The following is a 14,170-nucleotide window of genomic DNA, read 5'->3' on the forward strand; positions in this document are numbered from 1 at the left end:
CTCAAGGGTACGGCCACTGCCATCCAATTGGAGTTTGATGACCATGAGTGTGGAAACTCAAAAGGAAACCCTGGGCTTCCAGACCGAGGTGAAGCAACTGCTGCACCTCATGATCCATTCGCTGTATTCCAACAAGGAAATTTTCCTTCGCGAATTGATCTCGAACGCCTCTGACGCTGTCGACAAATTACGTTTCGAAGCCCTGTCCAAGCCTGAGTTGCTGGAAGGTGGCGCCGAACTGAAAATCCGTGTGAGCTTCGATAAAGACGCCAAGACCGTCACCCTCGAAGACAACGGTATCGGCATGAGCCGTGACGATGCGATCACCCACCTGGGTACCATCGCCAAATCCGGCACCGCTGATTTCATGAAGAACCTGTCCGGTGACCAGAAGAAAGATTCACACCTGATCGGCCAATTCGGTGTGGGCTTCTACTCGGCCTTCATCGTTGCCGACAAGGTTGAAGTGTTCAGCCGCCGCGCCGGCCTTGACGCCAGCCAAGGCGTGCATTGGTCCTCCAAGGGTGAGGGCGAGTTTGAAATCGCCACCATCGATAAAGCCGACCGTGGCACCCGCATCGTGCTGCACCTGAAATCCGCTGAAGATGAGTTCGCTGACGGCTACCGCCTGCGCAATATCATCAAGAAATACTCCGACCACATCGCTCTGCCAATCGAGTTGCCGAAAGAGCAGGCTGCCGCCGAAGGCGAAGAAGCGCCTGCCCAGGAATGGGAAGTGGTCAACCGTGCCAGCGCCCTGTGGACCCGTCCTCGCACTGAAGTGAAGGACGAGGAATACCAGGAGTTCTACAAGCACATCGCCCACGACTACGAAAACCCACTGAGCTGGAGCCACAATAAGGTCGAAGGCAAGCTGGAATACAGCTCGCTGCTCTACGTACCTGCCCGTGCTCCGTTCGACCTGTACCAGCGTGAAGCGCCGAAAGGCCTGAAGCTCTACGTGCAGCGCGTGTTCGTGATGGACCAGGCGGAATCGTTCCTGCCGCTTTACCTGCGCTTCATCAAAGGCGTGGTCGACTCCAATGACCTGTCGCTGAACGTGTCGCGGGAAATCCTGCAGAAAGACCCGATCATCGACTCCATGAAGTCGGCGTTGACCAAGCGCGTCCTCGACATGCTGGAAAAACTGGCGAAGAACGAGCCTGAGCAATACAAAGGCTTCTGGAAAAACTTCGGTCAGGTCATGAAAGAAGGCCCGGCGGAAGATTTCGCCAACAAGGAAAAAATCGCCGGCCTGCTGCGTTTTGCCTCGACTCAGGGCGAAGATGGCGAGCAGGTGGTGTCCCTGGCCGAGTACCTGGCACGCGCCAAGGAAGGTCAGGACAAGATCTACTACCTGACCGGCGAAACCTACGCTCAGGTCAAGAACAGCCCGCACCTGGAAGTCTTCCGTAAGAAAGGCATCGAAGTGCTGCTGCTGACCGACCGTATCGATGAGTGGCTGATGAGCTACCTCAGCGAATTCGACGGCAAGACCTTTGTCGACGTTGCCCGTGGTGACCTAGACCTGGGTAACCTGGACTCCGAAGAAGAGAAGAAGGAAGCCGAGGAAGTCGCCAAGGCCAAAGAAGGCCTGGTTGAGCGGATCAAGACGGCCCTCGGCGATGCGGTCAGTGAAGTGCGGGTTTCCCACCGCCTGACCGACTCCCCGGCGATCCTGGCTATCGGCGAGCAGGACCTGGGCATGCAGATGCGCCAGATTCTCGAAGCCAGCGGCCAGAAGGTTCCGGATTCCAAGCCGATCTTCGAATTCAACCCGGCTCACCCGCTGATCGAGAAACTCGACGGCGAGCAGAGCGAAGAGCGGTTTGGCGACCTGTCGCACATCCTCTTCGATCAGGCGGCCCTGGCCGCTGGCGACAGCCTCAAGGATCCGGCCGCGTATGTGCGCCGCCTGAACAAGCTGTTGGTTGAACTGTCGGTTTGACCCCGTTGTAGAAAAACCCGCTTCGGCGGGTTTTTTCGTTCTACTGCACCTCAACTGGAGTAAATGATGAGCCAAGTCACTGTGCGTTCCGTGGTCTATCAGATTGATGGCCAGCCTTATGAGAGCCGCCTGGCATTCGATGCCAGCCACCAGGGTCCGTTGCCGGGCTTGTTGATGGCGCCGAACTGGATGGGCGTGAGTGCGGGTGCCGAAGAAATCGCCAAGGCCGTTGCCGGCAAAGGTTATGTGGTGCTGATTGCCGACTTGTACGGGCAAAGTGTGCGCCCGTCGAATGGCGACGAAGCCGGTGCCGCGATGATGCCGTTGAAGAATGATCGCCCGTTGCTGAACAAGCGCATGCAGGCGGCCTTTGAGCAGTTGCAAGGTCAGACCGAAGCCGCAGTGGATACCTCGAAGCTGGCGACCTTTGGTTTCTGCTTTGGCGGTTGCTGCTCCCTGGAGCTGGCACGTACCGGCGCGCCGTTGAAGGCTGCGGTGTCCTTCCACGGCACCCTCGACACGCCGAATCCGGCGGACGCGAAGAACATCAAGGGCTCGGTGCTGGTGCTGCACGGTGCTTCCGACCCGTTGGTGCCAAAAGAGCAGCTGCCGGCGTTCGAAGATGAAATGAACGCGGCTGGCGTGGACTGGCAATTGCTGAGCTACGGCGGTGCGGTGCATTCCTTCACTGACCCGGAGGCCAATGTGCCGGGCAAGATGATGTACGACGCGAAGACCGCAGCACGGGCCTTCCAGTCGATGCATAACTTGTTGGATGAAGTGTTCAAGGGCTAACGCTTAAGCGCTTGTTCCGGCCTCATCGAGGGCAAGTCCCTCCCACATGTTGACCGTGTGAATCCGATCAAGTGTGGGAGGGGCGGTGCGAAGATTCGACTTGCCCCCGTTAGCTATCTCAGAGGCAACTCAATTCTTTCAGTTTCACCCGGCACCGTCGGCCAATCCCCAGCGGCCCAGCGCTGCCTGGCCTGCTCGATCTTCAACGGATCGCTCGCGACAAAATTCCAATTGATCCGCCGTGGCCCATCCAGCGGTGCACCGCCAAACACCACCAGGTGGCAATCGCTCCCGGCGCACAGCGTCATCTCCTGTCCTGCCGGCAAGACCACCAGACTCTGCACCTCAAGCGCCTCGCCCTCCAACTGTGCTTCACCCTCCAGCACGTACACCGCCCGTTGCTCATGCTCGTCAGGGATCAGCAGGGTAGTGGCCGTCTGCATCCGCACCTCGGCATACAGCGTGGGCGTCAGCACTGGCACTGGCGATTTCAGGCAAAACCCATTGCCGGCGATCATGCGAATCTGCACGCCCAAGTTGTCGCTGATCGGCAGGCTCGCCGCCGGGTGGTGGCTGTAGTGGCCGGGCCCGGTTTCATGATCCTTGGGTGACGCAAGCCACACTTGCAACCCATGCAGGCTGAAGCCACTGGCCTTGAGTGCTTGGGGTGTGCGCTCCACATGGGCAATCGCGCTGCCGGCAGTCATCCAGCTGACATCACCCGCTTGCACCTCCTGGTCAGAACCCAAGCTGTCCTTATGCTGCAGCGCACCGTCGAACAGATAGGTGAGAGTGGATAGGCCGATATGCGGATGCTGACGGATGTTCATGCCGCTGCCCGCTGGGTACTGGGTGGGCAACATGTGATCAAAGAACACAAAGGGCCCGACACTACGGCATTCCCTTGAGGGCAAGGGGCGCAGGATCGGCTGGCCTTCAACGTCTTCGGGGCGAGGGCGGATCACGGTGAGGGTGGTCATGGTACGTCCCAGTCTGAGCGGGTTAGGTGTGATTGAGCATAACCCGCTCGACGAGAGGTTGCCGCTATTGGCTGAATGCGCCTTCGGACAGCTGGGTCTCGATGCTGATTTCGGCAGTGGTCATCAGCTTGTGCACCGGGCACTTGTCCGCCACGCGATGCAGTTCATCGCGCTGCGCGTCTGTGAGTACGCCCTTGAGGGTCAATTTGACGTTGAGTGTGTATTTGCCTTTTGGCTCTTCGGCGGCGTCGTGGGTGACTTCCACGGTCACGCCGGTCAGCGGGATATCTTTCTTCTGGGCATAGAGCCTGACGGTCAAGGCCTTGCACGACGCCAGTGCGGCATCGAAGTAATCGTGGGGGGAGGGCGCCGAGTCGTCGCCACCCAGGCTCTTGGGCAGGTCGGTAAACAGCTCGTGGTTGTTGATGTTGACGCTGTGGCGGAAGTTTTCAGCGTTCAATGTGTTCACGGTAACAGGCATGGCAAACCTCACAGGGTGGCAGGATGAAGGTCATGCAGTTATAGAGCATGCTGGCACTTCAGTGTTCCGCGTTTTTCCACGATGAACCTCGGCACAGGGCACAAGGTCTACCCGTATTGGCCCCCATTGAGGTTGTACCGTGCCCTGGATCCGCCTGAGTCTTGCCCTGTTGCTCGCCGCCGGTAGTCTCGCTGTGCAGGCGCGTGACTATGCCTACAGCGACGCCCACCTGCATTACGTGGATTTTTTCCAGGAAACTGCCGGCATGGATAAATTGCTCAAGGCCATGGCCGAGAATCGCATCGAGCATGTGATGATTTCCGGCATTCCCGTTGCGAAGAAATGGCACGAAGACGAGCCCAAACGCCCGCGCTACTACGCCGGTGATGACGCCGATGCCTATTGGTACAGCGCCACTGACGTCATCGTCGCTGCGGCCGTGAACAAGCTCACCCCAGAACAGCGCCAGCATTTTCATCCGTTTCTAAGCGGCTTCAATCCCAACGACAAGAACTCTGCCGCCCATATCCAACGCATGCTCGACCTTAATCCAGGGCTCTGGCAGGGCATTGGAGAGGTGTTCACCCGTCACGATGACCTGACCGCGCTTACCTCAGGCGATACCCCACGTGCCAATAACGAGGCAATGACGCGGATATACCACCTGGCCGCCGAAAACGACCTGCCGGTAATGCTGCACTCGAACATCACCTCCAAGCGCGAGCGTAACCCGCTGTATTTAGCTGAGATCGAAGAGCCGTTGCGCAACCACCCGCACACCCGTTTTATCTGGGCCCATGCCGGTACCAGCAAGGAAATTCACCGTCATCAGGTCCAGATGGACTTCCTGCTGCCCACGTTAAGCCGGATGCTGGAGGCCTATCCCAATCTGTATATCGACCTGTCCTGGAGCATGCTCACGCCGTATTTGCTGGACGATGCGGGTCAGCCTCGGCCGGAGTGGATAAAGCTGGTGGAGCGCTTCCCGGAGCGTTTTATGCTGGGCTCGGACGTCGTAGGGCGTTTCAATAAGCTGGGTAAGGAAATGCGCCGCTTTGATCCCTTCCTCGATGCATTGCCCGAAGACGTCGCCCACAAGGTTGCACGGGATAACTTCCTGGCCATTCTGCCTAAACTACCTCGCGATGGTGGCGCACGTTGATATCGCGTTTTCGTCTTACGCAAATACAGTAGAGCGCCGATAACTTCCAGGAGACCGGCTGCAGGTGAATGCAGCGCTTTTGGAAGGATCCAGGCAATGAATATCCGTAGTTTGAATATTGCCCCGCGCGCCGGTTTGGGCTTTGGCGTGCTGGCGGTGATGGTGTTTGCTCTGGGCGGCTTTGCGCTGCTGCAGATGGCCAACATGCGCCAGCAGTCGGATCAGGTGGAAAACAACTGGCTGCCCAGCGTGATGGCAGTGGGGGAGATGAGCCAGGACGTGTTGCGCATTCGCGCGCTGACCTTGCGCTTGCTGGTCACCCGCGATCCCCAGGCCGTGGCGCAGAACGAGCAGAAAATCACCGAGATCAAAGCCGCGCTGCATAACGCCGAAGGGCTGTACGAAGCGTTGATCGTATTGCCCGAGGAGCGTGTGTTGTTTGATCGACTCAAGGTCGAGGAGCAGCGCTACCTGCAGCGCCAGGAGCAGGTGGTGGCGCTGTCCAAGGCTAACCGGCTGGAGGAAGCGATTCAGGTGGTCAACGGTGAGATGAATCAGTTGGCTGACGAAATGGCACTGACCTTGCGATCCCTGGTTAATCTAAACAAGGCCAGTGCCAACGAAGCGGCAAAGCAGGCACAGCATGTATTCAGCCAGTCGCGTACTTGGGTGATCGCCATGGTTGCCCTGGCTGCGCTGGTCACCATCGGCCTGGCGGTCTGGCTGACCCGCAGTATCGTGTTGCCACTGGCTCAGTCGCTCAAAGTTGCCCAGAACGTTGCCAGCGGCGATCTGACTGGGGACATCATACTGAGTGGCAAGGATGAACCCGCGCGCTTGCAGCGGGCGCTCAAGGGGATGCAGGACACCTTGCGTGACACCATCCGGCGTATCTCGGAGTCTTCGAGCCAACTTGCGTCGGCGTCCGAGGAACTCAGCTGCGTTACCGAGGATGCCACCCGCGGTTTGCACCAGCAAAGCCAGGAAATCGAACAGGCCGCAACGGCGGTCAATCAGATGACGGCCGCGGTGGAGGAGGTGGCAAGCAATGCGGTGGCCACGTCACAGGCATCTCGCGAGTCTGACCGTATCGCCCAGCAAGGGCGTGAGCAGGTGCATCAAACGGTAGTGTCGATTGAGGCGCTGGCCTCGGATGTGACCGCCAATGCGACCCAGGTCGAGGACTTGGCTCAGAAGGTCTATGGCATTAGTAAGGTGCTGGATGTGATTCGTTCGATTGCCGAGCAGACCAATCTGTTGGCGCTGAATGCTGCCATTGAGGCTGCGCGGGCAGGTGATGCGGGGCGCGGCTTTGCGGTGGTCGCCGACGAGGTGCGCGCGTTGGCCCATCGCACTCAGCAGTCGACGCAGGAAATCGAGCAGATGATCGGTGGGATTCAGCAAGGCACGGAGCAAGCCGTCAGTTCAATGCAGCAGAGCAACACCCGGGCGCGTTCCACCTTGGACATCGCCAAGTCGGCGGGGACTGCGCTGGAGGCAATTGCATCGGCGTTCACGCTGATCAATGAGCGCAACCTGGTGATTGCCAGTGCGTCTGAACAGCAGGCGGCGGTGGCGAGGGAGGTGGATCGCAACTTGATGAATATCCGCGACCTGGCGCATCAGACGTCCGCCGGAGCTAATCAGACCAGTGCGGCGAGTCAGGAGTTGTCGCGGTTGGCGGTGGATTTGAATTCGATGGTGGCGCGGTTTTCGGTGTAGTGCGCAGGTTGGGTGTATGTCCGTTGTTCAGGTAACGGATGTATACCCGGTCAACTCCAGTCTTCCATAAAAAAGCCCCGAACCAGTCGGGGCTTTTTCAGTGGATCAAGCTACAGGTCTTACTTACCCTGCCAGCGCTTCAGTACCAAGGTGGCGTTAGTGCCACCGAAGCCGAAGCTGTTGCTCATCACTGTGTCGATCTTGGCGTTTTCAACGGTCTTGGTCAGGATCGGCATATCGGCGACGACCGGGTCGATCTCGTCGATGTTGGCCGAACCGGCCATGAAGTTGCCTTCCATCATCAGCAGGCAGTAGATCGCTTCGTGAACGCCAGCGGCGCCCAAGGAGTGACCCGACAGGCTCTTGGTGGAGCTGATGGCCGGAGCCTTGTCGCCGAATACCGCACGTACACCTTCCATTTCCTTGGCGTCGCCGACCGGAGTCGAGGTGCCGTGGGTGTTCAGGTAGTCGATTGGGGTATCTACAGTGGACATGGCCATCTGCATGCAACGGATAGCGCCTTCACCGCTCGGGGCAACCATGTCGTAGCCGTCGGACGTCGCGCCGTAGCCAACGATTTCCGCGTAGATCTTGGCACCACGGGCCAGAGCGTGTTCCAGCTCCTCGACCACCACCATGCCGCCACCGCCGGCGATGACGAAGCCGTCACGCTTGGCGTCGTAGGCGCGGGAGGCCTTTTCCGGGGTTTCGTTGTACTGGGTGGACAGTGCGCCCATGGCGTCGAACAGGAACGACTGGCTCCAATGTTCTTCTTCACCGCCGCCGGCGAACACGATGTCCTGCTTGCCCAGCTGGATCTGCTCTACCGCAGTACCGATGCAGTGAGCACTGGTGGCGCAGGCGGAGGAGATCGAGTAGTTCACGCCCTTAATGGCGAACGGTGTAGCCAGGCAGGCCGAAACGGTGCTGCCCATGGTCCGCGTTACACGGTACGGGCCAACGCGCTTCACGCCTTTCTCGCGCAGGATGTCCAGCGCTTCCATTTGGTTCAGGGTGGATGCGCCGCCCGAACCGGCGATCAGGCCGGTGCGTACGTTCGATACCTGGTCTTCGCTCAGGCCGGAGTCGGCGATGGCATCTTTCATGGCCAGATAGGCGTAGGCGGCAGCGTGGCCAACGAAGCGATAGATCTTGCGATCGATCAGTTCTTCGAGGGGCAGGTCGATGGAGCCGGAAACCTGGCTACGCAGACCCATTTCGGCATATTCCGGGTTGAAGCGGATGCCAGGGCGACTTGCACGCAGGTTAGCGGTGACGGTCTCTTTGTCATTGCCCAGGCAAGAAACGATGCCCAGACCAGTGATAACGACGCGGCGCATGCGGATAACCCTTAAAAGTTGTCAGTGGAAGTGAATACGCCGACCCGAAGGCCTTCGGCAGTATAGATCTCGCGACCGTCGACGCTCACCGAACCATCGGCGATGGCCAGGTTCAGCTTGCCCTTGAGGACGCGCTTGATCTGAATGTTGTAGGTGACTTTCTTGGCGGTCGGCAGGACCTGGCCAAAGAACTTCACTTCGCCCGAACCCAGGGCGCGGCCGCGGCCTGGCAAACCCTGCCAGCCGAGGAAGAAGCCGACCAGTTGCCACATGGCGTCGAGGCCCAGGCAACCTGGCATCACAGGGTCGCCTTCGAAATGGCAGGCGAAGAACCACAGGTCCGGGGTGATATCCAGCTCGGCGACCAATTCACCTTTGCCGTACTTGCCACCCTCTTCACTGATATGGGTGATGCGATCCACCATCAGCATGTTCGGGGCGGGCAGTTGCGCGTTACCTGGGCCGAACAGCTCACCGCGACTGCAGCGCAGCAGGTCTTCCCGAGTAAAGGCGTTTTGTTTGGTCATGCGAGCTCCTCAATAATCCCATGCGGCAGGGTAGGGCAAATCTTCCCGAACCGAATGAAGCGTTCATGCCTCATGTCGGCAGCCTACACATAGACTATTGCGTTGTAGTGAAAGTCACAGCGTTAGGCACTGAATGTACACTTGTTCACTGAAATTTTAAACCGGGCCCGTTTGAGGGGCCCGTTCGGGTGCCTAAGACTGCCGCACTTTCGTCTTTCACGCCAGTCGGACTTGGTTGATGGCGCACCGCTATTGCACCCAACGCTGCAGGATTTGCTGTAAATCCGTACGTTTGAACGGCTTGGCCAGGTAATCGTTCATGCCCGCCGCCAGGCAGGCTTCGCGGTCGCCCTGCAAGGCGTTGGCGGTGAGAGCGATGATTGGCAGGTCGGCACACCCTGGCAACTGGCGAATCTGCCGGGTGGCTTCGTAGCCATCAATCAGCGGCAGTCGGCAATCCATCAGGATCGCCGTGAAAATTAGGCTCTCGGCACTGCGGATCGCTTCGGCACCGTCAGTGGCCAGGCTCACTTCGAACCCCAGGCTGCGCAGCATCGCTTCCACCACGGTGCGGTTGACCGGATTGTCCTCCACCAGCAACACATGGCGGCCATCACCAGCGCTGTGCTTGCCCTCAGCATTCTGGGCCACCGCGGGCAGGCTTTGTTGATCCAGCGCCAGTGGAATTTCCAGGGTAAACACCGAGCCACGGCCTTCTTCGCTCTGAGCGCGGAGGGTGCCGCCCATGCGCTCGGCCAGGGTGCGGGCGATGGGAAGTCCCAGCCCGGTGCCGCCGTAACGTCTTGAAATGGAACTGTCGGCCTGCTGGAACGCATCGAACATCAATTCCAGGCGTTCCGTGGAAATTCCGATACCACTGTCACGCACGGTGCAGGTGAACCACACAAGCTCATGGTCGAGGGTTTGCCAATGGGGTTCGACGCTGACGGTGCCGTGCTCGGTGAACTTCAAGGCATTGCCGATCAGGTTCACCAGAATCTGGCGGATCCGCGTCGGATCCCCCCGCACTCGGAGTGCATCCATACCCGGCGGGATCGGCAGCTTGAGCACCAGCCCACGCTGCTGCGCGCTGTGCTGGAAGGCCTGGGCGCAACTGTTGATCAGGTCGGCCAGGTTGAACGAAATATGTTCCAGCTCCAGGGCCTCGCGTTCGATGCGCGAGAAGTCGAGGATATCGTTGATCACTTTGAGCAGATGCTCGGTGGACTCGGAGGCCAGCGCCGCGTATTCAGTCTGCTCCTCGGTCATCTCGGTGGTTTCCAGCAGTTGCAGCATGCCCAGTACGCCGTTCATCGGCGTGCGCAGTTCGTGGCTCATCATCGCCAGGAAGTCTGACTTCGCATTGTTGGCACGCTCGGCTTCTTCACGGGTCTGGATCAGTTGCGCCATGGCCTGCTGCTGTTCACGACTGGCCTGGTTGAGGCCTTCGGCCAAATTGTTGATGTGCCTCGAAAGGTCGCCCAGCTCTGAATCATCCACAATCGGCAGTGGCGTCTTGTAGTCGCCTTGCTGGATCGCCTTGACGGCATTGCCCATGGCGCTGATCGGTTGCGACAGGCTGGCGGCCAGGCGCCGGGCGAGCAGGAAGGTAAACAGCAGGGCGAACAACGCCAGGATGCCCGCCTTGAACAGAATCTCCTGTTGGCGCTGGCTGAAGGCGTCATTGGACATGCCGACAATCACCCGTCCCAGGTAATCCGCGCGCGGCGCCTTGGATTCGTTGAGGTTGTCCTCGAAAAAGTCGTTGCCCAGCTGGATATGTTGCAGGCGGATCGGCGCCTGGAAGATTTTCACCGACAGCGAGCGGTCGTGTTTCTCCGACGGCTGCTCGACGTACACCAGAATGTTTTCGCTGCTGTCCTGAATCTCCAGGAAGCGCACATGGGGCGTGGCCAATGTCGCGCGCAGCAGGCTATCAAGCACATCGTTGTTGCCTGAGATCACGCCGTATTCGGTGGCGGGCGCGAGCTGGTTGGCTATCAGTTGGCCCGTGTGGTCCAGTTCCTGGCGCAGGTCCTGGATACGCACGAAAGTGAAAAAGCTGATCAGCAGCAACGTCAGCAACAGTGCCGGACCCAGGGTGATGAGCTGGGTGCGTGTGTTGATGTCCCAACGACGACGCAAGGTCATGGGCGTTTTTCTCCTTCTGCCAATCGGGCGGCGACTCTGGCTTCGTCCACCTGTTCAATGCCCAGTGAGCGCGCGACCTGCGGGTTGCCCAAGACTTTGAAATGTTCTGGATACAGTGATCGTGGCCAACTGGCCGGCGGCTGGTCCAGCAAGCGGTCGAGTACCGCCAGCCAGTCGGTCTGGTCGCTGTAGGTGCTGGCCAGGCTGCCGGCGCGCACAAACCCGGCATTCGGGCCCACCAGCGGTAATTGCTGGGCGTAGCTGCTCAGCAGCAGGTTTTTCACGGTCTTTGGGTTGTACAGTTGCGGGTCGTCGAGGCCCAGCAGTACGTGGCTGCTCCTGAACAGGTTTTGCAGTGGGCGGCTGTCGTTTGTGTTGTCCCAGCGCTGAGGTTCGATGGCCAGCTCCAGCGCCTCTGCATAGCGGCGTAGCTCGGGCAGCAGGAATTCGCTCTCGGTGCTGTAGAGCACACCGATGCGCTGCGCCTGGGGCAGGATGCTGGTGATCAGGCGCAGTTGGCGTTCCAGCGGTGGGTCGCTCCACAACAGGCTGATCCGCGCGTGCCGCGAGGCCTCCGGACGTTGGTGGGCTTGTAGCCGACTGATGCGCATCACCAGGGTCGGCGGGCCTTGTAGGTCCTGCAGACGCCAGTCCAGGCCAGGCAGGTCCAGCAGGATCAAGCGCGTACTGGAGGGCAAGCGGCTGGGCGCGGGCAAGTCCTTGAGAGGAGTGAAAGTAACGTGGTCTTCGGGGCGTTGCTGGGCCAGGGCCCGGGCAAAGGCTTGCACGCCTGCACCGTCTTCGTCTGCGGTCAGCAGGATTTCGGCGCTCCACGCCGGTGCGGCCAGCAACAGGCAGGCCAGCAGCACGGCGCGTCGGCAGCACTTATAGATAAAGAAGCGGGTCATCCGTGACGAGTCGCCCATGTCAGAACTCTAGCTCCGCGCTGAAGTAGAGGACGTGGCGATGGTCGTAAGTGTTGTCGGCCCAAGTGGTGGGCTGGTTATCGAGGCGTTCTTGCAGCATGCCGGCCAGCTCCACGTTGGCGTTGCCCAGGGCAATGCGCTTGGCCACCCGCAGGTCGACCCGTTCGAAGCGATATTGGTTGAGTGCGTCATCGCCATAGTAGAACAGCGCGCTGGACCAGCCGCGGCCCCATTCGCGCAACCAGCCGGCGGAGCCACTGTTGCGCGCCGTCTGGGCTTTGTCCAGAGGGTTGCTGGTGGCGGCGTCGACGTAAGCATAGGTCAGCCGCAGGCGATCGGCGCTGCTCACCCGCCAATCGAATTGCGACTCGGCCCCGGTAAACCGCGAACTGTTGGCGTTGCTGGCGATGTACTGGTTGTTGCGCAGGGGCGAGCTGATCATGTCGGTGATTTCGTCATAGAACAGTTTCACGTCCATGGTCAGCCCGAGATCGGCAAAGAACCCGTTGTATCCCAGTTCCCGCGAGCGCATCAGTTCCTTGTCCAAATTGCCCGGGCCCCGGGTCTTCACGAAGTACTGCCCGGAGCTCTGCCCGTAGGCCGGGGAGCTGAGGTTGGTGACGCGATAGCTCCAGTTGACGTTGTTCTCGAACATGTCCGGTGAACGGATGGCTTCGGAATACACCGCGCGCAGGCCGTGGCGCGGGTTGATCAAATAGTTGACCGCCACTCTTGGCGTGAGTGAGTGGCCACTCAGTTGTGTGTCTTCGAACATGGCGCCGCCTTGGAGCAGCCAATGCTCGCTGGCGCGCCATTCCAACTGGCCGAACAGGCGCCAGGTGGTGTCGTCCAGGGTGCCGTTGAAGTAGGTGTCGGAGTCGGCGCGGTCGTAGCGGTAGTTCATGCCGCTGACCAGGCGCAGGCTGTCGGACAGGCTGAGGGTGTCTTGAATCTCCAGGTCGTAGCGGCTTTCGCGCGTGCTCTGGTCGATGTCACCGCACACGCTCTGGTTCGCGCCGTTCCGCCATTGGTCCAGCACCTGATTGGCCAGGGCTTGCTCGGCGGCACTGCCCGGCGGTGCGGTGCCTTGGCTGTAGGTGTCCATGTGCCGGGCCAGCAGTTCGGCGTAATTCGGGTTCAATTGCCACAATTGGGTCAGCTCGGGGCTGAACGAGACCTTGGCGTCGCAGGCCTTCCAAATTTGCCGGCGATTCCACTGCTGGGCCGAGCCTTGGATATACAGGCTGTGCTCGGGATTTAAGTCGATGTTCCAGCGCAGGGAGCCTGCGTAGTCCTTGGCCGCGACGTCGGAGTTGTTACCGCCTTCGGTAATCCCGGCAAATACTGGGGTGTAGGTATACGGACGCTGATTGGTGCCTTCCTTGGCATCCAGTTGCCAGTCGATGCTCTGCTGCGCGTTCAACGTCTGGCTCATTGCCAGGCTGAAGCGGTTGAGGCGGCGACTGTCGCGGCGATCAGCACCGGCGGCATCGCTGTCGAAGCCATCGTCCTGCTGCCCGGACAGGGACAGGCGCAAATCACCGGTTTCCCAGCCCACGCCCTGGCTGGCATAGAAGTCGTTGATCCCACGTTCGCCCCGAATCACCTTTACCCGTGAGCCGTGGCTGTTAGCCGGTGACCGCGTAAGGATATTGACCACCGCCATCAACGCATTGGCGCCGTAGCTGACGGTGTTGGGGCCGCGGAAGACTTCGATACGCTCGATATCCTCCATGGCCACAGGAATATCGCTCCAGTCCACCGTGGCGAGGCCGGCGCGGTATACCGAACGCCCGTCGATCAACACCTGCATGCGCCGCGCATCGTTGGCACTGGTGCCGTGGTAGTTCACTGCAGCCTGGTTGCCGGTGGTGTAGCCGACCATCATTCCCGGCACCAGGCGTAGCAGTTCGCTGATGTCCCGTGCGCCGCTGGCTTTGATCAGCTCGCTATCGATCACGGTCATGCTGCCGGGTACGGCGGCGGCCGATTGCTTGAGGCGTGTGGCGGTCAATACCTGCGGCAGCGGCTGGCTGTCGAGGAACAGATCGTCAGCCAGCACTGATGTACTGCACAACAGCAATAGCAGTAGAGACGAATGGGAAGAAGGGCCCAAATACACGACACGGCCTTGATAA

General features: G+C 59.9%; 11 protein-coding genes. 4 read left to right on the top strand and 7 right to left on the bottom strand.

What is annotated here, in order from left to right; all coding sequences use genetic code 11:
* The first annotated feature begins 43 nt into the window (after nucleotides 1-43).
* Nucleotides 44-1,948, top strand: a complete 1,905-nt coding sequence (gene htpG / locus G9Q84_RS14650) for a molecular chaperone HtpG (protein WP_032889307.1) — start codon at nucleotides 44-46, stop codon at nucleotides 1,946-1,948.
* A gap of 66 nt (nucleotides 1,949-2,014) precedes the next feature.
* Nucleotides 2,015-2,743 (top strand): dienelactone hydrolase family protein, encoded by a 729-nt coding sequence (locus G9Q84_RS14655; RefSeq protein ID WP_122680094.1) that lies wholly within the window; start codon nucleotides 2,015-2,017, stop codon nucleotides 2,741-2,743.
* Between the two features lie 113 nt (nucleotides 2,744-2,856).
* On the opposite strand, the gene G9Q84_RS14660 is transcribed toward G9Q84_RS14655, so the two are convergent.
* Nucleotides 2,857-3,723 carry a pirin family protein gene (locus tag G9Q84_RS14660; RefSeq protein WP_181643579.1) on the bottom strand — a complete coding sequence of 289 codons (867 nt, stop codon included), beginning with the start codon at nucleotides 3,721-3,723 and terminating at the stop codon, nucleotides 2,857-2,859.
* A 64-nt stretch (nucleotides 3,724-3,787) separates the two neighbouring features.
* Entirely contained in the window at nucleotides 3,788-4,204 is a 417-nt protein-coding gene (locus G9Q84_RS14665; RefSeq protein WP_122680092.1) for an OsmC family protein, read from the bottom strand.
* Nucleotides 4,205-4,343: 139 nt separating this feature from the next.
* Between G9Q84_RS14665 and G9Q84_RS14670 the strand changes: the two genes are divergently transcribed.
* Both G9Q84_RS14670 and G9Q84_RS14675 read left to right on the top strand, forming a co-directional pair.
* Nucleotides 4,344-5,366, top strand: coding sequence for an amidohydrolase family protein (locus tag G9Q84_RS14670; RefSeq protein WP_181643580.1), 1,023 nt, complete (start codon nucleotides 4,344-4,346; stop codon nucleotides 5,364-5,366).
* A 96-nt stretch (nucleotides 5,367-5,462) separates the two neighbouring features.
* Nucleotides 5,463-7,088 carry a methyl-accepting chemotaxis protein gene (locus G9Q84_RS14675; protein ID WP_181643581.1) on the top strand — a complete coding sequence of 542 codons (1,626 nt, stop codon included), beginning with the start codon at nucleotides 5,463-5,465 and terminating at the stop codon, nucleotides 7,086-7,088.
* A 119-nt stretch (nucleotides 7,089-7,207) separates the two neighbouring features.
* Here G9Q84_RS14675 and fabB read toward each other — a convergent pair whose 3' ends face one another.
* The 5 genes from fabB to G9Q84_RS14700 form a co-directional block, all read right to left on the bottom strand.
* Nucleotides 7,208-8,428, bottom strand: coding sequence for a beta-ketoacyl-ACP synthase I (fabB, locus tag G9Q84_RS14680; RefSeq protein ID WP_012723103.1), 1,221 nt, complete (start codon nucleotides 8,426-8,428; stop codon nucleotides 7,208-7,210).
* Between the two features lie 11 nt (nucleotides 8,429-8,439).
* On the bottom strand, nucleotides 8,440-8,955 hold the full coding sequence (gene fabA, locus G9Q84_RS14685) for a 3-hydroxyacyl-[acyl-carrier-protein] dehydratase FabA (protein WP_010211704.1): 516 nt from the start codon (nucleotides 8,953-8,955) through the stop codon (nucleotides 8,440-8,442).
* Nucleotides 8,956-9,204: 249 nt separating this feature from the next.
* Nucleotides 9,205-11,106, bottom strand: a complete 1,902-nt coding sequence (locus tag G9Q84_RS14690) for an ATP-binding protein (protein ID WP_181643582.1) — start codon at nucleotides 11,104-11,106, stop codon at nucleotides 9,205-9,207.
* Complete coding sequence (locus G9Q84_RS14695) at nucleotides 11,103-12,032, bottom strand: ABC transporter substrate-binding protein (protein ID WP_122680090.1); 930 nt, start codon at nucleotides 12,030-12,032, stop codon at nucleotides 11,103-11,105. The genes G9Q84_RS14690 and G9Q84_RS14695 overlap by 4 nt, the downstream gene beginning before the upstream one ends.
* A 1-nt stretch (nucleotide 12,033) precedes the next feature.
* Complete coding sequence (locus G9Q84_RS14700) at nucleotides 12,034-14,154, bottom strand: TonB-dependent receptor plug domain-containing protein (RefSeq protein ID WP_181643583.1); 2,121 nt, start codon at nucleotides 14,152-14,154, stop codon at nucleotides 12,034-12,036.
* Nucleotides 14,155-14,170: the final 16 nt, after the last annotated feature.

The organism is Pseudomonas sivasensis (assembly GCF_013778505.1).
GTDB lineage: Bacteria > Pseudomonadota > Gammaproteobacteria > Pseudomonadales > Pseudomonadaceae > Aquipseudomonas > Aquipseudomonas sivasensis.